The organism is Mycobacterium sp., from assembly GCF_029961025.1.
In the GTDB taxonomy this organism is placed as follows: Bacteria; Actinomycetota; Actinomycetes; order Mycobacteriales; family Mycobacteriaceae; genus Mycobacterium.
Genome location: NZ_JASBVP010000007.1, coordinates 453,823 through 476,055, shown reverse-complemented (window position 1 = coordinate 476,055; position 22,233 = coordinate 453,823). Strand labels below are relative to the sequence as shown.

Sequence of the window (22,233 nt, the reverse complement as noted above, 5' to 3'; positions counted from 1 at the left end):
CCAGCAATTACCGGCAAAAACAGAAAACAGTATGTTCTGTTGCGCGCCTAATTGCCCACTTTTCCCAATCACGGGGTTATTCGTCACCGGAGTGTGATCGGGCGGCAACATGCCGTAGGTTTCCGGACCCGGCCGCTGGTGAAAACCGCTCAGATTTCCAGGCTCGATAATTGACCGATGATGTAGGCGGCCAGCGGATTCAGCGTGGCCATGCCGTCGCGCACCGCATAACGCGAGGCGGCCAGGTTCACCACCAGCGTGCTGCCGGAAATTCCCGCTAAACCGCGTGACAATGCGCCGTCGACAATGCCGGCAGAGCGCGCCGAGGCGCGAATCGCTTCGGCAATACCGAGGATTTCACGGTCGAGAATGTCGCGGGTGGCTTCCGGGGTGACATCGCGAGGGGTGACGCCGGTGCCGCCGACCGACACCACCAGGTCGACCCCGCCGATCACCGCGGTGTTGAGGGCGTTGCGGATCTCCACCTCGTCGGCCGCCACGGCCACCACACCATCGACAACGAATCCCGCCTCGGTGAGTAGCTCGGTGACCAGCGGTCCGCTGTGGTCCTCGTCGCCATGGGCGGTGCGGTCGTCGACGACGACGACGAGCGCCCGGCCGATCAGCTCCACGCGCTGTTGCATAGTTGCACCGTATATCCGGGGTCCGACCGCGACGCGCCCGCCGCCATCACTGCGGTGCCTTGCCGAGGGTGACCTGTACGGTCTTGGTGGCACCCGAGGGATCCAGGTAGGTCAGCGTCACCTTGTCGCCGGGTACCTTGGATCGCACGGCGGCCACCAACGCATCGGCACCGTTGATCGGGCGGTCGTCGAGCTTGGTGACGATGGCCCCGGCGGGCAGCCCGGCGCTGGCCGCGGCACCATCCGGCATCACCTGGACGATGCGTGCTCCGGGGGTTTCCTTGTCGCTGACCACCTGCACACCCAACGACGCGTGGGTCGCGTGGCCGGTGCTGATCAGCTCATCGGCGATCCGCTTGGCCTGGTCGACCGGGATCGCAAAACCGAGCCCGATGGAACCACTTTGCGCCTCGGGGGAATCGGCGCCCAAAGTGGCGATGGCCGAGTTGATGCCGATCAACTGGGCGCTCATGTTGACCAGCGCGCCGCCGGAGTTGCCCGGGTTGATCGCCGCGTCGGTCTGGATGGCGTCCAGCACGGTGTTCTGGTTCCCCGATTCGCCGGTGGTCGACACCGGCCGGTTGAGGGCGCTGATGATTCCGCTGGTCACCGTTCCCTCCAGACCGAGCGGTGAGCCCACCGCCACCACCGGCTGGCCGACGCGCAGGTTCGCCGAGGAGCCCAGCGTGATGGGGGTGAGCCCGGAAACCCCCTGGGCACGGACCACCGCGATATCGGTGGTGGGATCCGCCCCCACGACCGTGAAGGCCGCGGTGCGGCCGTCGGAGAAGGTCACCGTCGTCTTCGGCGCCCCGCCGTCGCGAGCGGCATTGGCCGCGGCCGCGATGACGTGGTTGTTGGTCAGGATCAACCCGTCGGGCGACAGAATAACCCCGGAACCCTCCTCCTGCTGACGGCCCAAGTCGGTCTCCAGCATCACGACGCTGGGCACCACCTTGGCGGCAACCTGTTCGACAGAGCCCGCCGGCGCGTTAGCCGCGGGCATCCCCGGAGCCGGGCCGTTGAGCGTGCTCCCGGCCCCACCGACCGACTGCTCCCCACGCTCGACGAGCAACGCCACCCCACCGCCGATACCGGCCGAAACCATTGCGATGATTAGCGCGCCGATCGCTAATAGCCCTGCTCGGGAACGTCTTTGGGGTAGCTCAGGCCGGCCGCCAGCCGGGCCCGCCGGCGCCCCGCCGTAGGGATCGAACCCCTGGCGATAACCGGGCTGCGGCGAATAACGCCAGTCGTACTGTGGCGGGTACGGTTGTTGCTGGCCGTGACCGGGATAACCGGCGGGCTGACCGGACGCCGGCTGATATCCGCTCTGCCGCGGCGGCGGCGAATAGGGGGGGTGATTCGTCATTTCGCTAGGTTGCACTTCCTCTAGGGTGCTTTAGGTGGCTTGCCCTGCGGCGGGCTCGGACTCCACCCTAACCGCACAACTACCCTGCCCGCGTGGACTGAGAATCCACTGAGAGAACGTTCGTCGCGCCCGCAGAGTTCACCGCATCTTTGGGGGAATCTCCTTCCCCCGCCGCGCCGACGCCGGCCGGGGTGCCCGCCGCAGGCACCGGATACGGCACGATCGGCATCGGCCTGCCCGGCAGCAGCACCCGGATCGACGTCCCCGGGGGTTGGCCTCCGGGGACGGTCTCTTCGACACGCAGCGCCCCTCCGTGTTTGAGCACCACCTGTTTGACGATCGCCAGCCCCAGGCCAGAACCGGGCATCGCCCGCGCCGACTCCGAACGATAGAACCGTTCGAACACCAGCATCCGCTCGTGGGCGGGAATCCCCGGGCCGTGGTCGGACACCACCAGTTCAGCGTGCGCGGGGTCCAGCTGTGTCATTCGGACACCCACGCGCCCACCCGGCGGACTCCATTTGGCCGCGTTGTCCATCAAGTTCACCACCGCGCGCGCGAGCCCCGCTCCGTCGCCGTAGACCTGCCAAGGGATCACCTGGACGTCGAACTCGATGTCGTTGCGGCGCCGCCGAACCCGCTCCAGGCTGCGGTCGATGACCTCGGACATATCCACCGGCTCATACACCGTCTGGCCAGCATCGTCTCGGGTGAGATCTACCAAATCACCTACCAGCGTGGACAATTCCTCGATTTGCGCGAGCACGTCGGCGCGCAGCTCGATCATCTCCTGCTCCGGAAGCCGTGGCGCTCCAGGCTCCATCGACGCCATAAGTAACTCGACATTGGTGCGCAACGACGTGAGCGGGGTGCGCAGTTCATGGCCGGCATCGGTCACCAGCCGCGCCTGCCGTTCCCGAGACTCCGCCAAAGCCCGCAGCATCAAGTTGAATGACTCAGTGAGCCTGGCTAATTCGTCACTGCCGAACACAGGGATAGGCCGTAGGTCATCGGTGCGGGCCACCCGCTCGGCGGCTTCGGTGAGGCGGGCCACGGGGCGCAGGCCGGCGCGGGTGACCATCCCACCGGCCACCGCGGCGACCGCAACACCGATGCCCCCGACGATCAGCAGCACCCACCGCAGTTTCGTCATGACCGCATCCGTCGGGGACAGACTCTTGGAAATCAAAAGCGAACTGCCATTGGGCAAGTGAATGGCCAGCACCCGTTGATCACCCACGGTCCGGCGCGACATGAACAGCTCGCCTCGGATGATGGCTTTCTCGGGCGGGCCCAGCGGCAGGGTTTGGCCTGCCTGGTGGGCGCTGTAGATGGATCGGCCGGGAATCACCAGCATCGCATTGACATCTGAATATGCAGTGCCCTCAATAGCCTTGGCAGGATCGGCCGCCAGCGAACCACTGGCGATCAGCAGCTGTGCCCGGCTTTGCAGCTGGCTATCGATGTCGCTGTACAGCGCCGCCGAGATCACCGCGTAGACGGCGACCGCCACCAGCACGACCACCATCGCCACCATGGACATCGCCAGCAGCATCACCCGCCACCGCAGAGACAACGAAGTGGTGGCCCCCGGTGCAGCACGTCGCCGTCGGCGGAACACGGCCATCAGGGCGGCGTCTCACGGAGCACGTAGCCCACCCCGCGCACGGTGTGGATCAGCCGCGGCTCGCCCTCGGCTTCGGTCTTGCGGCGCAGATACCCGATGTAGACCTCCAGCGCATTGCCTGAGGTGGGAAAGTCAAACCCCCACACCTCCTCGAGAATACGGCTGCGGGTCAGCACCCGTCGCGGGTTGGTAATCAGCATTTCCAGCAATGCGAATTCGGTGCGGGTCAAACTGATCTGGCGTTGTCCGCGGGTCACTTCGCGTGTTGTCGGGTCCAGGGTGAGGTCGGAGAACGTCACGGCGACCGACTCCGCGGACTCGTCAGATCTGGTGCGGCGCAACAGAGCCCGCATACGGGCCAGCAATTCTTCCAGAGCGAAGGGCTTCGGCAGGTAATCGTCGGCCCCGGCGTCCAGGCCGGCGACCCGCTCGGAGACCGAGTCGCGGGCGGTCAGCACCAGAATCGGCAAGTCGTCCCCGGCGCTGCGGAGCTGACGGCAGACTTGCAGACCGTCCAGGCGCGGCATCATCACGTCGAGGACAAGCGCGTCGGGTCGATCGTTGGCGATCATGGCCAACGCCTCGACACCGTCTTGGGCCAGCGCAACCGAGTAGCCGTTGAACGAAAGGGACCTGCGCAGCGACTCGCGCACCGCGCGATCGTCGTCGACGACGAGTATCCGCACGGCCATCAGTGTCGTCCCATCGCCTGAGAGCGGCCTGAGAGCCGCTCGAGCCGATAACCCGGCAATGAGACCCTAGCGACGGTCGAAATCGATCAGCCCGAGGCGGGCCGCCTTGAGCAATCTGCGCGGCACCTGGTGCCGCCGGCCCGCCACGGTCACACCCACCAGGTGGATGGGGGCGGCCTTCCATTGCGCGCGCCTGCTGCGCGTGTTCGCCCGTGACATCCTGCGCTTGGGTACCGCCATAGCTGGGCCTTACTCCTCGGGTCGTGGTCGCGGCTCGCGGATAACCGCCAAGTTGGCACGACGATTTGGCGCGACGATCACCCTTAACGATAGCCGGTGATGCGAGGGCCGCCAAAATGCGGCGCCGCTGCACAGCCGCCGACAGCGGTGGTGGTGGCACCCCCCGACGGCGCCGCAGGTGCGCCGGACATCCCTGACGGGCCGCGAGGATACCCGCTAACCTACCAGTTGGTTGACAGGTCGCGCGGCGGCGGCCCGAAGGGAGGGCACGACGTGGTGTCTGCGGTTCGCATCGGGAACTGCTCGGGGTTCTACGGCGACCGGCTGTCGGCGATGCGCGAGATGCTCACCGGCGGCGAGTTGGACTACCTCACCGGCGACTACCTGGCCGAGTTGACCATGCTGATCCTCGGCCGTGACCGGGCCAAGCACCCCGGCCGCGGTTATGTGAAGACGTTTTTGAGCCAACTCGAGGAGTGCCTGGGGCTGGCCCACGACCGGGGGGTACGCATCGTCGCCAATGCCGGCGGCCTGAACCCCTCGGGCCTGGCCGATGCGGTACGCGCCCTGGCCGAGCGCTTGGGCATCCCGGCGCGGGTCGCTCACGTCGAGGGCGACGACCTGCACGCGCGGGCCGCCGAGCTGGGACTGGGCTGCCCGCTGGCGGCCAACGCCTACCTGGGTGCCTGGGGCATCGTCGACTGCCTCAACCGCGGGGCCGACGTGGTGATCACCGGCCGGGTCACCGATGCTTCGGTGACCGTCGGGCCGGCCGCCGCACACTTCGGCTGGGCCCGCACCGACTACGACCGGCTTGCCGGTGCGGTGGTCGCGGGACACGTCATCGAGTGCGGTGCCCAGGCCACCGGCGGGAACTATGCGTTTTTCACGGAAATCCCGGCGATCCCCGGTCTGCTTCACCCCGGTTTTCCGCTGGCCGAGATTCACCCCGACGGCTCGTCGGTGATCACCAAGCACCCCGGCACCGGCGGGCAGGTCAGCGTGGACACCGTCACCGCGCAATTGCTCTACGAAATCACCGGCGCCCGCTACCCCAACCCGGACGTCACCGCCCGGATGGACAGCATCGAGCTCTTTAGCGCCGGCCCCGATCGGGTGCGCATCAGCGGGGTAACCGGGGAACCGCCACCACCGACGCTGAAGGTGTCGCTGAATAGCGTCGGCGGGTTCCGCAACGCGATGACGTTCGTGCTGACCGGTCTGGACATCGAGGCCAAGGCCGCGCTGGTGCGTCGCCAGCTGGAGACATCGCTGAGCGTTAAGCCCGCCGAGTTGCAGTGGACCCTGGCCCGCACCGACCACCCCGACTCCGGTACCGAAGAAACCGCCAGCGCGTTGCTGCACTGCGTGGCCCGCGACCCTGACCCCGCCAATGTCGGACGGCAATTCTCCTCGGCTGCAGTCGAACTCGCTTTGGCCAGTTACCCGGGCTTTCACCTCACCGCCCCGCCGGGTGATGCCCAGGTCTACGGGGTGTTCACTGCCGGCTACGTCGACGCCGCACAAGTGCCGCACATCGCCGTACACGCCGACGGCACCCGCACCGAGATCCCCGCCGCCACCGACACCCTCGAACTGGCGCCGGTTGCGCCGCCACCGCTGCCCGAGCCGCTGCCCGCCGGGCCGGTCCGACGGATGCCGCTGGGCCGGGTCGCGGGCGCCCGCAGCGGAGACAAGGGCGGATCGGCCAACCTCGGGGTGTGGGTGCGCACCGAGGAGCAGTGGCGCTGGCTGGCGCACACGCTCACGGTCGAGTTGCTCAGGGACCTGCTGCCCGAGACCGCCGAGCTGCCGATCACCCGCCACGTGCTGCCCAACCTGCGCGCGGTGAACTTCGTCATCGACGGCATCTTGGGCCTGGGGGTCGGCTACCAGGCACGGTTCGACCCCCAGGCCAAGGGGCTGGGCGAATGGCTGCGCAGCCGCTGCGTCGACGTTCCGGAAAGGCTCCTGCGGTGAGCATCTGGACCACGCCCGAGCGTGACCAGCTGCGAAAGGCGGTGCGCGCGTTCGCCGAGCGCGAGATCCTGCCCAACGTCGAGGAGTGGGAGCGCACCGGGGAGTTGCCCCGCGAGTTGCACCGCAGGGCCGGGCAGGCCGGCCTGCTGGGCGCGGGATTCCCCGAAGCGGTCGGCGGCGGGGGCGGTGACGGTGCCGACTCGGTGATCATCTGCGAGGAGCTGCACCAGGCCGGCACCCCGGGGGGCGTTTACGCGTCGCTGTTCACCTGCGGGATCGCGGTGCCGCACATGGCGGCCTCGGGCAATCGGCGGCTCATCGACACCTTCGTGCGGCCGACGCTGGCCGGTGAGAAGATCGGCGCGCTGGCCATCACCGAACCCGCCGGCGGCTCGGACGTGGGCCACCTGCGAACAACCGCCGTCTTAAGCGGTGACCACTACCTCGTCAACGGTGCTAAGACCTACATCACCTCCGGGGTGCGCGCCGACTACGTGGTCACCGCCGTGCGCACCGGAGGCCCCGGCGCGGCGGGCGTGTCGCTGCTGGTCGTCGAGAAAGGCACACCGGGTTTTGCGGTCACCCGCAAGCTGGACAAGATGGGCTGGCGCTCCTCGGACACCGCCGAGTTGTCCTACACCGATGTACGGGTACCCGTTGCCAATCTGGTCGGCGCCGAGAACAGCGGCTTCGCCCAAATCGCGCAAGCCTTCGTCTCGGAACGCATCGGCCTTGCCGTGCAAGCGTATTCGAGTGCCCAGCGCTGCCTGGACCTCACCGCAGCGTGGTGCCGGGACCGGGAAACGTTCGGCCGCCCGCTGATCTCCCGGCAGGCGGTGCAAAACACGCTGACCGAGATGGCCCGGCGCATCGACGTCGCCCGGGTCTATGTGCGCAGCGTGGTGGAGCGTCAACTGGCCGGCGAGACCCATCTGATCGCACCGGTGTGCTTTGCCAAAAACACCGCCGTGGAAGCCGGCGAGTGGGTGGTCAACCAAGCCGTTCAGTTGTTTGGCGGCATGGGCTACATGTCCGAATGCGAAGTCGAGCGCCAATACCGCGACATGCGGATTTTGGGCATTGGCGGTGGGACCACCGAGATCCTGACCGCGCTGGCCGCCAAGACGCTGGGGTTTCGGTCATGAGCACACCAGCTTTGCCTGATCGCTTGGCCCGACATCGTCGGCGGTGCTCGTGACGCTCCTGCGATCCAGCCTGGATCCCGCCTCCGCGGCCTACCGGGAGGCAGCGGCCGCGTTGAGCGCCAAACTCGACGAGGTCAACGCCGAGCTGGCCAAGGCATTGGCCGGCGGCGGTCCGACGTATGTGCAGCGGCACCACGCCCGCGGCAAGCTGACCGCCCGGGAGCGCATCGAGCTGCTTGTCGACCCGGATTCACCGTTTCTGGAATTGTGTCCGCTGGCAGCCTGGGGCAGCGAGTTTCAGGTTGGCGCCAGCGTGGTGGTGGGAATCGGGGTGGTGTCCGGAGTGGAATGCCTGCTCGTCGCCAATGATCCCACGGTCAAAGGCGGCACCAGCAACCCCTGGACGCTGCGAAAGATCCTGCGCGCTAACCAGATCGCGTTCCAGAACCGGTTACCGGTGATTTCACTGGTGGAGTCCGGCGGCGCCGATTTGCCCACCCAGAAAGACGTCTTTATCCCCGGGGGGCAAATGTTTCGCGACCTGACCCGGCTGTCGGCGGCCGGGATCCCCACCATTGCACTGGTGTTCGGCAACTCCACCGCGGGCGGGGCGTACGTGCCCGGAATGTGCGATCACGTGGTGATGATCAAGGAACGCTCGAAGGTGTTTCTGGCCGGCCCGCCGCTGGTGAAGATGGCCACCGGAGAGGAGTCGGACGACGAATCCCTGGGAGGCGCCGAGATGCATGCCCGCATCTCCGGCCTGGCCGACTACTTCGCCGTCGACGAGCCCGACGCGATCCGTATCGGCCGGCGAATTGTGGCACGGCTGAACTGGAAGAAACTGGGGCCGCAGCCGGGTCCGGTCGTCGACCCGCGGTATGCCGCCGAGGAGTTGATCGGCATCGTGCCCGCGGACCTGCGTATCCCGTTCGACCCGCGGGAGGTCATCGCGCGCATCGTCGACGGCTCCGAGTTCGACGAGTTCAAACCGCGTTACGGCTCGTCACTGGTGACCGGCTGGGCGACACTGCACGGCTATCCACTGGGGATTTTGGCGAACGCTCGCGGCATCTTGTTCAGCGAGGAATCCCAGAAGGCAACCCAGTTCATTCAGTTGGCCAACCGTTACGACACGCCGTTGCTGTTCCTGCACAACACCACCGGGTATATGGTCGGCAAGCGCTACGAAGAGCGCGGCATGATCAAGCACGGGTCGATGATGATCAACGCCGTTTCCAACTCCACCGTGCCGCATATCTCGCTGCTGATCGGCGCGTCTTACGGCGCCGGGCACTACGGCATGTGCGGACGAGCCTACGATCCGCGGTTTTTGTTCGCCTGGCCCTCCGCCAAGGCCGCGGTGATGGGCGGCGCCCAGTTGGCGGGGGTGATCTCGATTGTCAGCCGCGCCGCCGCCGAGGCGCGCGGCCAGCAGTTCGACGAACGGGCCGACGCGGCGATGCGCGCGGCGATCGAAGCACAAATCGAGGCCGAGTCGCTGCCGCTGTTTTTGTCCGGACGGCTATATGACGACGGGGTGATCGATCCGCGCGACACCCGAACTGTGCTAGGAATGTGCCTGTCCGCCATCGCTAATGCCCCGATCAAGGGAACGTCGAATTTCGGCGTGTTCCGGATGTGAGGGCGCGTTGATCACTCGGGTGCTGGTGGCCAACCGCGGCGAGATCGCCCGGCGGGTCTTTGCCACCTGCCGGCGGCTGGGTCTGGGCACCGTCGCCGTGTACACCGATCCGGATGCCGGCGCGCCACACGTCGCGGAGGCCGACGCTCGGGTGCGGCTCCCCAAGACCACCGACTATCTCAACGCCGGGGCGATCATCGCCGCTGCCCGTGCCGCGGGTGCCGATGCCGTGCATCCCGGCTACGGGTTCCTCTCCGAAAACGCTGATTTCGCTGCTGCCGTGCAAGACGCCGGCCTGACATGGGTCGGACCGCCGGCGAGCGCAGTACGCGCGATGGGCTCCAAGATCGAATCCAAGAAGATGATGGCCGCCGCCGGCGTGCCGGTGCTCGGTGACCTTGATCCGGACACCGTCACCTCGGAACAGCTGCCGGTGATCGTCAAAGCGGCGGCCGGCGGCGGTGGACGTGGAATGCGTGTGGTCCATGAATTGTCATTCCTGCCAGCAGAAGTCGAGGCTGCCCGTCGTGAAGCAGGGTCGACGTTCGGTGATCCGACCGTGTTTTGCGAGCGTTACGTTGCCGCCGGCCGCCATATCGAAGTCCAAGTGCTCGCCGACCTCCACGGCACCGTCTGGGCCGTCGGCGAACGCGAATGCTCGATTCAGCGCCGCCATCAGAAGATCATCGAAGAATCCCCGTCTCCGCTGGTGGAACGCACACCGGGGATGCGTGCCAAGCTGTTCGACGCGGCCCGGCTGGCCGCCGCGGCGATCGGCTATACGGGCGCCGGAACGGTGGAGTTTCTCGCCGACCCGTCTTCTGAGGAGGGGGAGCTTTATTTTCTGGAGATGAACACTCGGCTGCAGGTCGAGCACCCGGTCACCGAGGAGACCACCGGGCTCGACCTTGTCGAGCTGCAGCTGGCGATCGCCGACGGTGCCCGGTTGGCTGCTGAACCCCCTGCCGCCCTGGGCCATTCGATCGAGGCGCGGTTGTACGCAGAGGATCCGGCTCACGGCTGGCAGCCGCAACCCGGCCTGGTGCGCACCATCGACGTCCCGGGGGTGCGGGCGTGCTTTGAAACCCTGGGACGGCGGGCCGGAATCCGGCTGGACTCCGGCGTTGTCGACGGCTGCACCGTGCCCATCCACTACGACCCGATGCTGGCGAAGGTGATCTCCTACGCCCCGACCCGCCGGCAATCCGCGATGGTGCTCGCCGATGCCCTGGCCCGCAGCCGCCTGCACGGGATACGCACCAACCGCGACCTCCTGGTGAACGTGCTGCGGCACCCGGCGTTCCTCGACGGCGCCACCGACACCGCGTTTTTCGACACCCATGATTTGACCCGACTGTCAGCGCCGCTGGCCGACGCCGGCACGGTTCGGTTATCGGCGATCGCTGCCGCGCTGGCAGACGCCGCGCACAACCGCGCTGGCGCACCGGTTCTGGGCTCCATACCCAGCGGCTGGCGCAACCTGGCGTCGGGTTATCAGGTCAAGACCTACCGTGAGGATGGCGGCCGCCAGCAGCGGGTGGAATATCGCTTCAGCGGAAACGCGGTGATGCTGCCCGGCGACGAGGCGGTGCAACTGGTGTCGCTTGCCGCCGACGCGGTGGTGCTCGCCGACGCCGACGGGGTGGCACGGCGCTTCGCCGTCGCGCGCTACGGTGACGACATCTATGTCGACTCGCCCAACGGGTCGGTTCATCTGGTCGCGTTGCCACGCTTTTCCGAGCCGGGTTCGGCACCCGAGCGGGGGTCGTTGGTGGCACCGATTCCCGGTAGCGTCACCCGGGTCGGTGCACGGCTCGGTGAGCACGTCACCGCCGGGCAACCGCTGGTCTGGCTGGAAGCGATGAAAATGGAGCACACCATCACCGCGCCGGCCGACGGGGTACTGGTGCAACTCAACGTCACCCCCGGCGCACAGGTCGAGGCCGGCATCGTTTTAGCACGGGTGGAAGCGCCTACTGCAGAAGGGGATCCGTCATGACCCAAAACGCGATGACCCAGAACGGCTTCATCGAAAGCCCAGAGCGCCGGGCGTTGCGCAGCGCGGTGGCCGCGCTGGCGGCCAACTACGGCGCAGACTACTACCTGCAGAAGGCCCGGGCACACCAACACACCGACGAACTATGGGCTGAGGCAGGAAAACTCGGATTCATCGGCGTCAACCTTCCCGAGAGATATGGAGGGGGCGGCGCCGGGATGTATGAGCTGTCGCTGGTGATGGAGGAGATGTCGGCGGCCGGATGCGGGCTGTTGATGATGGTGGTGTCGCCCGCCATCAACGGCACCATCATCGCCAGGTTCGGCACCGACGAGCAGAAAGACCGCTGGCTGCCCGGCATCGCCGACGGCTCGCTGATCATGGCGTTCGCTATCACCGAGCCCGACGCCGGGTCGAATTCCCACCGAATCACCACCACGGCGCGCCGCGTGGGCGGTGGCTGGATCATTCGCGGGCAGAAGGTTTTCATCTCCGGTGTCGACCAGGCGCAGGCCGTGCTGGTGGTGGGCCGCACCGAAGAAGCCAAGACCGGCAAGCTGCGTCCGGCGCTGTTCGTCGTGCCCACCGACGCGCCGGGATTCACCTACACCCCGATCGAGATGGAGCTGATCAGCCCGGAGCGCCAGTTCCAGGTGTTCCTCGACGACGTGCGGCTGCCGGCCGACGCGCTGGTGGGCTCCGAGCACGCCGCGATAGCGCAACTGTTCGCCGGTCTTAATCCCGAACGCATCATGGGCGCGGCCAGTGCGGTGGGCATGGGCCGCTTTGCGCTTGGCAAGGCGGTCGACTACGTCAAAAACCGCAAGGTGTGGGACACCCCGATCGGCGCCCATCAGGGCCTCTCACATCCGTTGGCGCAGAATTACGTCGAAATCGAGTTGGCCAAGTTGATGATGCAGAAGGCGGCGACGCTCTACGACCACGGCGATGAGGCCGGTGCGGCGGAGGCGGCCAACATGGCGAAGTACGCCGCGGGCGAGGCATCGGCGCGCGCGGTCGATCAGGCGGTGCAGTCGTTGGGTGGCAACGGGCTGACCAAGGAGTATGGCATCGCCGCGGCGTTGGCCGCGTCCCGGTTGTCGCGGATCGCGCCGGTAAGCCGCGAGATGATCCTCAACTTCGTCGCGCAGACATCGCTGGGCCTACCGCGGTCCTACTGATGCAGACGCTTGTCAAATACGCCGGCGCCGGTTCGGTTGCCCGGCTGACGCTGGACTCTCCGCACAACCGCAACGCGCTTTCCAGCACCCTGGTCGGTCAGCTGCACCAGGGGTTGCGGGACGCGGCGGCCGATCCCGGCGTGCGGGCCGTGGTGCTCGGCCACACCGGCGGCACGTTTTGCGCCGGAGCGGACCTGGGCGAGGCCAGCGGCGGCGATGCGTTCGAGATGGCCGAGGCAAGGGGTCGGGAGCTGGCCGCGCTGCTGCGCGCCATCGTCGAGTTACCGCTGCCGGTGATCGCGGCGATCGATGGCCATGTCCGGGCCGGCGGTCTGGGCCTGGTCGGTGCCTGCGATATCGCGGTCGCCGGCCCGCGCAGCACCTTCGCGCTGACCGAGGCGCGGATCGGGGTGGCGCCGGCGATCATCTCGCTGACGTTACTGCCGAAAATGTCCGCCCGCGCCGCGGCCCGCTATTACCTGACGGGCGAGACGTTCGGGGCCGCCGAAGCCGCCGCGATCGGGTTGGTCACGGTGGCCGCCGACGACGTCGACGCCGAAGTCGCTTCGCTGCTCGCCGACCTGCGGCGCGGCTCACCGCAGGGTCTGGCCGCGTGCAAGGCGCTGACCACCGCGGCGGTACTGACCGGGTTCGACCGCGATGCCGACCGGCTCGCCGCGGACTCGGCGCGGCTGTTCGTCTCCGACGAGGCTCGGGAAGGCATGCTCGCCTTCCTGCAGAAACGCCCCCCGCGTTGGCTCGGCGACGATGCAGCCCGCGGAGCGGGCTGAGAAGGAGCCGGGCCGGCCCACCCCGCTCGGCGACGATGCAGCCCGCGGAGCGGGCTGAGAAGGAGCCGGTGGTTGGGCCAAGCCCGGCAGCGACGAGCCAGTTTGACCAACTAGCATCATCCCGAAATTTGTTCGTCGTAGTCTCGGGTGTGATGAGCGATTCAGCGCAGCCAAACGCACGTGATGAGTGGTCGCGCGCCGCGGACACCGATCGTATCCGGGTAGCGCAGTTGCTCACCGACGCCGCTGCGCACGGCCGCCTGCCGATGAGCGAGTACGAGGAGCGGCTCACCAAGGCCTACGCGGCCACCACGTATCAAGAGTTGGAACGGCTTCAAGCCGATTTACCCGGTTCAGCGGTCAGCCCGCGCCGGGGCGGCGTCTGCAAACCGGCGCCCTCGACCCTGCTGATGGGGATCATGGGCGCGTTCGAGCGGCGCGGGCGATGGAACGTTCCGCAAAAGCTGACCGCCTTCGCGCTGTGGGGCGGCGGGGTGATCGATCTCCGGTACGCCGATTTCACCTCCACCGAGGTAGAGATTCACGCGTATTCGATCATGGGCGGGCAGACCATCCTGCTGCCGCCGGAGGTCAACGTCGAAATTCACGGCCACGGCGTGATGGGCGGTTTCGACCACACCGTCCCCGGTGAGGGCACGCCGGGCGCGCCCACGGTGAAGATCCGGGGTTTCTCGCTGTGGGGCAGCGTGGGTATCAAACGGAAAAAGCGCCGGACCGGGCGCTAGCTGCAGGACCTTCAGGGTAACTGGCCGTCATTCGGGGATATGCGGCCGGCAGGAACAAGCGCGACCATTATTTCGGAGAATCCGCGCCCACGGCGCAGCAGTGGCTGCGGAAGCGGCTCCCCGACCGGGCGGGGCCACGGCCCGCTGCGCGAGCACCGGGGGCGGGGGTCACGGGGGTCACGGCCCTTCCCGTCGGCTACGGCACTGGGGCTACGACACTGCGGCTACGGGAATGCGGATTTAGATTTAGTAGCCACCGCACCAGGTGCGAAGTTGCTCGGCATGTTCGGCGGCGGCGCGGGTGGTCGGGCCGCTGCCGTAGCGAAGGACGTCGCGGGCCTCGGTGAGCCGTTCGCGTGGCCAATCCAGCCGGGCGGGGTCGATGCTGATCGGCGGGTCGGGAAGCGGCGGCGGCGGCGGCCGTTTCAGCGACGCCTCAAAGGGCGCCGGATCATCCGGGATGGGCGGCTGTCCCCGAAACATCCCCGCGTTCAGCTCGTCCGTTGCCCGCAACCTGATCGCGCATCGCCGGAACTCCTCCGCCAGCCACGTGAGAACCTGCGCAGCGGTCCGAAGGCGAGCGGCATCCCGTTCGGTCACCCGCCACAGCCGAGGGTCTTGTGTGAAGATCTCGAATTGCCTTGCCACGTTGTCGAAAAGCGCTCCGGCCAGCTCCAGTCGCAACGCATCCAGCTGGGGTTCCATCGAAATTACCCTTCGAACTCCAGAGCGCCCTCATAGCCTTATGGGGATTGCCCGACATTATCCCGGGGATGCCGATTCTATGTCAGCGGGACGGCACAGGGCCGCAACATCGCGGGTAAGCGCACGCCGGCGCGCCCTCACCGACGGTGCCGGCAGCACCCCGGACGTGACCCGGCCGCACAAACCACCGATGCCGCATCGCTACCGTCGCCGCCGTCGGGAACGCAGGTAGTCGCCGACCACCGCCGCTCCCAGGCCGTCGAGATCGGGCACCACCACCCGGCCCTCGACCCGGCGGGCGACCTCGTCGATGAACCGCGCCAGCCCCGGATCATCGCCCAGGCGGAAGATGGTCACCTGGGCGCCGAGGCGGGCCACCTCGTCGAAGCCGCGCACCGTGTGGGCGATGGTCCGCGGATGCGGCGGGTAATCGAAAAATACCGTCAAATCGCCACCCTCGAGGTCTTCCAGGTGCGCCGTGGGCTCACCGTCGGTGACGACCAGCACCACGGGCTGCGCGTTGGGGTGCCGGCGCAGATGCCGGCCGGCCAGCGCCAACGCGTGGTGCAGGTTGGTGCCCTGCTCATAGACGCCGTCTAGAGCCAACAGCTCCGCGGCCGTCACCGTTCGCGCGTAGCGGCCGAACGTGATGATCTGCAACACATCCGAGCGAAATCGGGTACTCACTAAATGGTTGAGTGCCAGCGCAGTCCGTTTCATCGGCAGCCAGCGGTTCTCCATCACCATCGAAAACGATGTGTCCACCAGTAGCGCGACTGCGGCTTGGGTGCGCGTCTCGGTCTCGGAAACCTCCACGTCATCAACGGTTATCTTCACTGCGCCGTCGGTGCGTGCGGTTCCCGCACGCCGCAGCACGGCGTTGGTCAGTGTGCGGCTGACGCTCCACGGCTCGGTATCACCGAACCGCCAGGGCCGGGTGGCGCCGGTCAGCTCGCCGGCCGCTCCGGCACGCTGATGGTCGCGTTCACCACGGCGACCGGAAAGTTGTTGTGCCACATCACAAAGCGCCGTCTCACCCAGCCGGCGCATCGCCTTCGGTGAGAGCCGCCACCGACCGTCAGGAGTGTGGTCTAAAAATCCCTGGCCGAGCAGCGCGCGTTCCAACTCGGCCAGCATTTGAGCGTCGATAACCGCCTGATCACCAAGTTGGCGCGCTAGCGCATCCAGGTCGAGGTCGTCCAGGCTCGCCCCCGGGTAGCTCTGCGAGAGCTGCTCGGCCAGCTGCTCCAGTTCGGCGATATCGGCCAGCACTTGCGCACCCTCCCCCATTCCCAGCGGGCTATCGCCCGAAAACTGCTCACTCCCATACCAGTTCTCTCCCGGGCGCGCGGCTTGCAGCTGTGCGTCCAGGCGATTCAGCGCCTGCATCAGCGCAGGAGAACCGAATGCCTGCTGGGCCAATGCATCCAGTTCGGCACGCTGATCCGGGCTCAGGCTGTTGCGGAACCGTTGCGCGGCAGCGGCCCTTTTAGCCAGCGAATCCAGCAGCTCTTCGACGTTGCGGGGGTTCTCCGGGAAAAACGCCCCGTGCTTATCCATGAAGTTGTCGAAATCCTGCTGGGTGTCCCTGCCATGGGCGTGCTTTTCCAGTAGATCGTTGAGGTCGTCCAGCATCTCGGTGACGCGCCGGCGATCATCGTCGGTGGCGTTCTCCAGTGCCTTTTTCATGCCGGCGAACCGTTGCTCGAGCATCTCGCGGCCGAGCAGATCCTTGATCTGCTGGTATTTCTCCCGAGCCTCGCTGCTGCGCCAGTGGTAATCGGAAAGTTCTTGGATGGCCTTGGCCGGCGACGCGGACAACGCATCAAGCCTCAGCTCCGAAAACCGCGCGTCGTCGTCGAGGGCACGGGCCAGCGCTTTGCGTTCGGCCAGCAACGCTTCATCGAGAAGCTTTTTAATCTCCTGCAGCGTTCCATCTAGCTTATTGCGGCGCAATAACTCTCGTCGACGCCGGTTGGCTTCGGCTGCCAGCCGGTCGGTTCCGGGCAGGGTCGTGGTACCCCGGCGCAGCAGCTCGGACAGCGCCCGGCGCGGCGAAGTGCCCGCCATGACGTCCCGCCCGATCCGCTCCAGGGCCTCGCGCAAATCCACCGGTGGAGCCAGCGGGTCCGGACCACCGGTGTATGCCTTATAGCGCGTCGAACGCCCTTTAGCCATAGACGGTTTCGCCCGCCTCGCACACCTTGTCGATTCGTCTCGTCAAGTACAGTGCCTCAAGCGCCAGCTCCAGCGCCGCGGCGCGTTCCCCGTCGGACGCCGCGCCCAGCTTTTTCGCGATCTTGTCGACGACCGGCAACCTGGGTAATGCCGCCAGCACATCCTTGGCCGACACCCGCTCACCCGTCGTCACCGCGGATCCACCTTCCACAGCGGCCACCAACGGCGCGACGTCGATGCCGCCGAGCAGTTTCGAGGCGGTATCGGCGGTGGCGCGGCGCAACAGGTGCTCCAGTACGGCCTGCTCACGGCCTTCCTCGCCGGATTCGAATTCCAACTTGCCGCGTAACACGTCGATCACCGTCGCCAGATCGACCACCCGGGCCACCGGATCCGTTTCCCCCAGCACCGCGCTGCGATGGCGCGCGGCGGCGGCGACCGTTTCCGCGGCCGCGATTCCAAACCGGGCCGACACCCCCGACCGCTGATCGATCGAGCGGGACTCCCGCAGGTAGCGCGCGAATCGGGCGATGATCTGCACTATGTGGTCGGGCAGCTGCGCGGTTAAGTGCGCCTCTTGGGTGATGACGCCCATTTCGGCCTCGAGCTCCAGCGGATAGTGCGTGCGGATCTCGGCACCGAAGCGGTCTTTGAGCGGGGTGATGATGCGGCCACGGTTGGTGTAGTCCTCGGGGTTTGCGCTGGCCACCACCAACACGTCCAGCGGCAGGCGCAGCGTGTAACCGCGAACCTGGATGTCGCGCTCCTCCATGACGTTGAGCATCGACACCTGGATCCGCTCGGCCAGGTCGGGCAGTTCGTTGACCGCCACGATGCCGCGGTGTGCCCGCGGGATGAGCCCGTAGGCGATGGTCTCGGGATCCCCCAGGCTGCGGCCCTCGGCGACCTTGATCGGGTCGATGTCGCCGACCAGATCGGCGACGCTGGTGTCGGGTGTGGCCAGCTTCTCGGTGTAGCGCTCGCTGCGGTGCCGCCACGCCACGGGCAGGTCATCGCCGAGCTCCGCGGCGCGCCGGATCGATTCCGGCGTGATCGGCGAGTAGGGGTGCTCACCGAGCTCGGCGCCGCCGATGACCGGCGTCCACTCGTCGAGCAGGCCGACCAGCGCCCGCAGCAACCGGGTCTTGCCCTGGCCGCGCTCACCGAGCAGGACGACGTCGTGGCCGGCGATCAGTGCCCGCTCCAGCTGGGGGATCACGGTGTCGTCAAACCCTAGGATCCCCGGCCAGATGTCCGCCCCTTCGGCCAGGGCGGTGAGCAGGTTCTCCCGGATTTCCTGTTTGACGCCCCGCTCACGGTGACCGGAAGCGCGCAGCTCGCCGACCGTGCGGGGCAGATGACTCGGTGCAAGCACCACTCCACGCTACGACGCTCACGCGGGCACGTCATGCCGTCGGTGGGTCGTTCCCACCGTCGCCGACCGACCCCGAAGGTATCCGATACCACAGGTACCGTTAACGCCACCCGGCGTCGGCAACAACCCCGGCTCGCGCCGGCATCGCGTCTTGTCGCGAAAGTGCGTTTGGCGACGCATTTCTCGAGTGACCCCGTCGGCAGTCGCACTTTCGCGGGCTGGTGGCGGGCTGGTGGCGGTCTGGTGGCGGGCTGATCGCGGGGCTGGTGGCGGGCTAGTGGGCAAAATGCCGGGAGCCGGTCAGGTAGAGCGTTATGCCGGCTTCGGCCGCTGCCGCGGTCACCTCATCGTCGCGGACCGAGCCGCCAGGGTGCACGATCGCTCTGACCCCGGCGGCGGCCAGCGTCGCCACCCCGTCGGGGAACGGGAAAAAGCCGTCCGACGCGGCCACCGCGCCACGGACCCGGCCACCGCCACGTTCGACGGCCAGCCTGGCGGCGTCCACCCGGTTCACCTGGCCCATGCCGATGCCGACGGTGGCGCCATCGACCGCGATCACGATCGCATTCGACTTGACCGCACGGCAGCTACGCCATGCAAAAGCTAAGTCTCTCAACATATCCTGGGTTGCTGGTGACCCAGCTGACAGCGTCCAGTTAATCGGGTTGTCCCCGGACGCGTCGACCTGGTCGCGTTGCTGCATCAGCAGCCCCCCGCTGATCTGACGCAGCTCAATACCGTTGCGCACCGGCTCCGGAGCCACCAGCACCCGGATATTCTTCTTGCGCGCCAAGATATCCACAGCGCCCGGCGCATAAGCGGGCGCGACGATCACCTCGGTGAAGATGGTGCTGACATACTCCGCCATTTCGACGCTGACTTCAGTGTTGGCCGCGATCACTCCGCCGAAGGCACTCAGCGGATCACATGCGTGCGCCTTGCGATGCGCGTCCGCGACCGAAATCGACGAGATCGCGATCCCGCACGGATTGGTATGCTTGATGATGGCCACACAGATCTGATCGTGGTCGAAGACAGCGCGCCAAGCCGCGTCTGCATCGGTGTAGTTGTTGTAGGACATCTCTTTTCCGTGCAGCTGATCGGCATTCGCCAAGCCCGGCCAAGAACTGGGGTCGCTGTAGAGCGCAGCCTGCTGATGCGGATTCTCGCCGTAGCGCAGCCGCGCCGAGCGACGCCAGCTTCCAGCGAACCATTCGGGCAACGCCGTTCGCGGTTGCTCAGGAGCCAATACCGAGGCCATCCAGTTGGCAACCGCGATGTCATACTCGGCGGTGTGCCGGAATGCCAGAAAAGCCAACCTCTTACGTTCGGCAAGTGTGAATCCGCCATGATGAACAGCGGCCAGAACGCCGTCATATCCGCGTGGATCCACCACCACGGCGACATTCGCGTAGTTCTTCGCAGCCGCCCGAATCATCGCCGGCCCGCCGATATCGATTTGCTCGACGCACTCCTCGATTCCTGCGCCGGAGCCGACCGTCTCCTGGAACGGATACAGATTGACCACGACCAGTTCGAACGGCGCGATGCCAAGTTTCTCGAGCGCCGCAGTGTGTTGCGGTTTGCGCACGTCAGCCAGAAGCCCGGCATGCACCCGCGGGTGCAGAGTCTTGACGCGTCCATCGAGCACCTCCGGAAACTCTGTCACCTCCTCGACGCGTGTTACCGGGATACCTTTCTCCGCAATCGTTTTCGCTGTCGAACCCGTAGAGACAAGATCGACACCGGCGGCGTGCAGCCCGCGGGCAAGATCTATCAGGCCGGTTTTGTCATAGACGCTGATCAGCGCGCGGCGGATCGGCCTGCGTGATATGGCCTGCCCGGCATCTGTGCTCATCCTATTCTCGCCTTCCGTCCCTCCCAGGTCACGCCGCCTGTCGCCACCGCGGCGACCACGTCTGTCAACAGCCGCCGCTCCACGACCTTGATGCGTTCGTGCAGAGTCTGTTCGTCGTCATCGTCGAACACCGGTACCGGTCGCTGAGCAAGTACCGGTCCGGTATCCATGCCGGCGTCTACCAAATGCACTGTACAGCCTGTGACTTTCACCCCGTACGCCAGCGCATCGGCCACCGCGTGAGTACCGGGAAACGACGGCAATAACGCGGGATGGGTGTTGATAACTCGTCCGAGATAACGGGAGAGGAACTGCGGGCCCAGAATTCTCATGAAGCCCGCCGAAACGATCAAATCGGGCGAATGTGCCGCGGTCGCGTCGGTGAGGGCGCCGTCCCAGGCATCTCGGCTCGGATAGTCGGCCAGCCGGACGGTATAGGCCGGCAACGATTCCGCTTGGGCTATCGCGACGGCCCCACAATCGCGGTCGGTACCCACAGCGACCACCCGCGCCGGATAGTCACCGACGGCGGCGTCGATGAGGAAACGCAGCAGCGAGCCGGTACCGGAGGCCAGCACCACCACCCGTGCCGGCACGCTGGGAGGCACCCGGAGCGGCTGCTGCACAGCGCGAGCCTAACCGCTTTCCCCCGGGGGCCGGTCGGTGCCGGACTCCACGGGCGGGGGCTCCGCCGCGGCGGCCGCCACGCCGACGTCAGCATCCGTGGGCTCCGCGGGGAGCGCGTCGCCTGCGAGAGCTTCGACAGCATCGGCAACGGTGTCATCGCCGACCAACCCGCCGTCGCGCCGGCCCGCAGACCCCGCCGGCGGGGCGGGTTGCGCACCGAAACCCGCCGAGGACGCCGGCGCCGGCGGCGGCTGGGGCCGTTTAACCGGGCGCCTGATGCCCCCGGCCATCACCACTGTGACCCCACCGACACCCGCGAACCAGAGGAAGACCGCCACGGGGAACGTGCCCTGGTCCACGCCGACGTCGCCGAAGTTGCCCAGCCGCCCGGCCCCGGCGTAGCCGAGTGCCGCCATTACCAGCGCCGCGAAAACCGCGGCGGCCAACAGCTTGGCCATCGCCGCGGTGAACGGCAGCGCGTGACGTGCGCACTGCTGGCCGACCGCCACCCCCGAGGACGCGCCGATGATCAGCAAGGCCACCCACACCGGGCCCAGCGGCGGTGTCGGGACCGCGGCCAGGACCGGCAGTGCCGGGATGTCGCCGCCAAAGACGCTGAACGGGCTGAACGTCGCAAAACCCAGATGTGCGCTGGATCCCACCGCGACCGCGGCGGTGCCGACGATGACGTTGGGCGCGTAGAGCACCGACAACACGGTGAGACTAAACTGCCCGAATACCGAATCGGTGATGCCGTAGAGCTCATGCATCGCGGACCAGTGCGCGAGCAGTGACCCGGCCGTCACCACACCGGAGAGCCCCAGCAGCGCCAACACCCCGGCCATCGCGGCCCGCAGCGAATCACCCAACCAGTCCGGCAGCGGCAAGGCCGCCACTAGTCGCCGACGGACTTGGGATCCCACCCCGATCGTGGCGCCGATCGCGTGGACCGCAAGGACGCTGAGAAACGCGCGCAACGCGTTGGGGGTCTGCAGTTCGGTGAGCACCGACGCGGCGTCGTGAATGATCGCCAGGGCGATGGCCGCGACCAGCACCGGCCCCCCCAGCGCCGAAGCCACGACCCAGCGGATGACCAGCCAGGAAGCCTGCGGAAGGGTTGCCTGAGCCGTGGTGCGCGCGGTGGCCCACACCATCAGCAGCACGGGCAGCAGCGGCATCACCCCGAGTTCGCGGCCGGCGATCGAAATCGGCACCCGATGCACCCCCAGCCACATGCTGGCTATGGCACCCGGTGCGCCGGTCATGTCGCTGTTGGCGATCAGCAGCTGCACCAACGTGATCGCGGCGATGATGGCCAGCGCCGCCAGAGCCGGACCGAACGCCACCCTGAGCAGGTCCCGTGCCTGGCGAGCGCCCGCCGCCCGGTCGTGCTGCACCGGCGTCACTCCCCGGTCCGCGGCCGGCTAGGCA

17 protein-coding genes and 1 pseudogene are annotated in these 22,233 nt (G+C 67.3%); 7 read left to right on the top strand and 11 right to left on the bottom strand.

The features are described from left to right. Positions 1 to 149: 149 nt before the first annotated feature. The 5 genes and pseudogenes from QJR12_RS11900 to rpmF form a co-directional block, all read right to left on the bottom strand. Positions 150 to 691 (bottom strand): annotated as a pseudogene (locus QJR12_RS11900) (MogA/MoaB family molybdenum cofactor biosynthesis protein). Then, entirely contained in the window at positions 691 to 2,016 is a 1,326-nt protein-coding gene (locus QJR12_RS11895; RefSeq protein ID WP_300582282.1) for a trypsin-like peptidase domain-containing protein, read from the bottom strand. The pseudogene QJR12_RS11900 and the gene QJR12_RS11895 overlap by 1 nt, the downstream one beginning before the upstream one ends. Positions 2,017 to 2,095: 79 nt before the next feature. After that, complete coding sequence (locus QJR12_RS11890; RefSeq protein WP_300582280.1) at positions 2,096 to 3,643, bottom strand: HAMP domain-containing sensor histidine kinase; 1,548 nt, start codon at positions 3,641 to 3,643, stop codon at positions 2,096 to 2,098. Then, a complete protein-coding gene (locus QJR12_RS11885) occupies positions 3,643 to 4,329 on the bottom strand; it encodes a response regulator transcription factor (RefSeq protein ID WP_300582480.1) in 687 nt (228 codons plus the stop codon). The genes QJR12_RS11890 and QJR12_RS11885 overlap by 1 nt, the downstream gene beginning before the upstream one ends. A 72-nt stretch (positions 4,330 to 4,401) precedes the next feature. Beyond that, entirely contained in the window at positions 4,402 to 4,575 is a 174-nt protein-coding gene (rpmF, locus tag QJR12_RS11880; RefSeq protein WP_300582277.1) for a 50S ribosomal protein L32, read from the bottom strand. Positions 4,576 to 4,851: 276 nt separating this feature from the next. Here rpmF and QJR12_RS11875 point away from each other — a divergent pair, with 276 nt between their 5' ends. From QJR12_RS11875 to QJR12_RS11845, 7 genes are all read left to right on the top strand, one after another. Continuing rightward, positions 4,852 to 6,555, top strand: a complete 1,704-nt coding sequence (locus QJR12_RS11875) for an acyclic terpene utilization AtuA family protein (RefSeq protein WP_300582478.1) — start codon at positions 4,852 to 4,854, stop codon at positions 6,553 to 6,555. Then, entirely contained in the window at positions 6,552 to 7,700 is a 1,149-nt protein-coding gene (locus QJR12_RS11870; protein WP_300582274.1) for an acyl-CoA dehydrogenase family protein, read from the top strand. Before QJR12_RS11875 ends, QJR12_RS11870 begins: the two co-directional genes overlap by 4 nt. Before the next feature lie 49 nt (positions 7,701 to 7,749). Beyond that, complete coding sequence (locus tag QJR12_RS11865) at positions 7,750 to 9,345, top strand: carboxyl transferase domain-containing protein (RefSeq protein ID WP_300582272.1); 1,596 nt, start codon at positions 7,750 to 7,752, stop codon at positions 9,343 to 9,345. Between the two features lie 7 nt (positions 9,346 to 9,352). Continuing rightward, positions 9,353 to 11,344, top strand: a complete 1,992-nt coding sequence (locus tag QJR12_RS11860) for a biotin carboxylase N-terminal domain-containing protein (protein ID WP_300582270.1) — start codon at positions 9,353 to 9,355, stop codon at positions 11,342 to 11,344. Positions 11,345 to 11,355: 11 nt separating this feature from the next. Then, positions 11,356 to 12,522, top strand: a complete 1,167-nt coding sequence (locus QJR12_RS11855; RefSeq protein ID WP_300582475.1) for an acyl-CoA dehydrogenase — start codon at positions 11,356 to 11,358, stop codon at positions 12,520 to 12,522. Beyond that, a complete protein-coding gene (locus tag QJR12_RS11850; RefSeq protein WP_300582267.1) occupies positions 12,522 to 13,313 on the top strand; it encodes an enoyl-CoA hydratase family protein in 792 nt (263 codons plus the stop codon). Before QJR12_RS11855 ends, QJR12_RS11850 begins: the two co-directional genes overlap by 1 nt. Before the next feature lie 152 nt (positions 13,314 to 13,465). Further along, positions 13,466 to 14,059 (top strand): DUF1707 domain-containing protein, encoded by a 594-nt coding sequence (locus tag QJR12_RS11845; protein WP_300582264.1) that lies wholly within the window; start codon positions 13,466 to 13,468, stop codon positions 14,057 to 14,059. 246 nt (positions 14,060 to 14,305) lie between these two features. Here QJR12_RS11845 and QJR12_RS11840 read toward each other — a convergent pair whose 3' ends face one another. From QJR12_RS11840 to QJR12_RS11815, 6 genes are all read right to left on the bottom strand, one after another. Next, positions 14,306 to 14,764: a hypothetical protein gene (locus QJR12_RS11840; RefSeq protein WP_300582261.1), complete on the bottom strand. Its 459-nt coding sequence runs from the start codon at positions 14,762 to 14,764 to the stop codon at positions 14,306 to 14,308. Between the two features lie 201 nt (positions 14,765 to 14,965). Next, entirely contained in the window at positions 14,966 to 16,942 is a 1,977-nt protein-coding gene (locus tag QJR12_RS11835; RefSeq protein WP_300582259.1) for a VWA domain-containing protein, read from the bottom strand. Beyond that, positions 16,935 to 18,320: an ATP-binding protein gene (locus tag QJR12_RS11830; RefSeq protein ID WP_300582257.1), complete on the bottom strand. Its 1,386-nt coding sequence runs from the start codon at positions 18,318 to 18,320 to the stop codon at positions 16,935 to 16,937. Before QJR12_RS11830 ends, QJR12_RS11835 begins: the two co-directional genes overlap by 8 nt. Before the next feature lie 271 nt (positions 18,321 to 18,591). Continuing rightward, the gene (purH, locus tag QJR12_RS11825; RefSeq protein ID WP_300582254.1) at positions 18,592 to 20,175 is read right to left on the bottom strand and encodes a bifunctional phosphoribosylaminoimidazolecarboxamide formyltransferase/IMP cyclohydrolase; all 1,584 of its coding nucleotides are present in this window, start codon (positions 20,173 to 20,175) and stop codon (positions 18,592 to 18,594) included. Then, positions 20,172 to 20,801: a phosphoribosylglycinamide formyltransferase gene (gene purN, locus QJR12_RS11820; protein WP_300582252.1), complete on the bottom strand. Its 630-nt coding sequence runs from the start codon at positions 20,799 to 20,801 to the stop codon at positions 20,172 to 20,174. Before purN ends, purH begins: the two co-directional genes overlap by 4 nt. Positions 20,802 to 20,810: 9 nt before the next feature. Further along, positions 20,811 to 22,199: a DUF6350 family protein gene (locus tag QJR12_RS11815; RefSeq protein ID WP_300582249.1), complete on the bottom strand. Its 1,389-nt coding sequence runs from the start codon at positions 22,197 to 22,199 to the stop codon at positions 20,811 to 20,813. Between the last annotated feature and the right edge of the window lie 34 nt (positions 22,200 to 22,233).

What these genes read in the sequence shown, in the direction of transcription:
- QJR12_RS11895 (WP_300582282.1), bottom strand. Translation starts at nt 2,016, where the DNA reads ATGACGAATCACCCCCCCTATTCGCCGCCGCCGCGGCAGAGCGGATAT.
- QJR12_RS11890 (WP_300582280.1), bottom strand. Translation starts at nt 3,643, where the DNA reads ATGGCCGTGTTCCGCCGACGGCGACGTGCTGCACCGGGGGCCACCACT.
- rpmF (WP_300582277.1), bottom strand. Translation starts at nt 4,575, where the DNA reads ATGGCGGTACCCAAGCGCAGGATGTCACGGGCGAACACGCGCAGCAGG.
- QJR12_RS11855 (WP_300582475.1), top strand. Translation starts at nt 11,356, where the DNA reads ATGACCCAGAACGGCTTCATCGAAAGCCCAGAGCGCCGGGCGTTGCGC.
- QJR12_RS11850 (WP_300582267.1), top strand. Translation starts at nt 12,522, where the DNA reads ATGCAGACGCTTGTCAAATACGCCGGCGCCGGTTCGGTTGCCCGGCTG.
- QJR12_RS11845 (WP_300582264.1), top strand. Translation starts at nt 13,466, where the DNA reads ATGAGCGATTCAGCGCAGCCAAACGCACGTGATGAGTGGTCGCGCGCC.
- QJR12_RS11840 (WP_300582261.1), bottom strand. Translation starts at nt 14,764, where the DNA reads ATGGAACCCCAGCTGGATGCGTTGCGACTGGAGCTGGCCGGAGCGCTT.
- QJR12_RS11835 (WP_300582259.1), bottom strand. Translation starts at nt 16,942, where the DNA reads ATGGCTAAAGGGCGTTCGACGCGCTATAAGGCATACACCGGTGGTCCG.
- purH (WP_300582254.1), bottom strand. Translation starts at nt 20,175, where the DNA reads ATGAGCACAGATGCCGGGCAGGCCATATCACGCAGGCCGATCCGCCGC.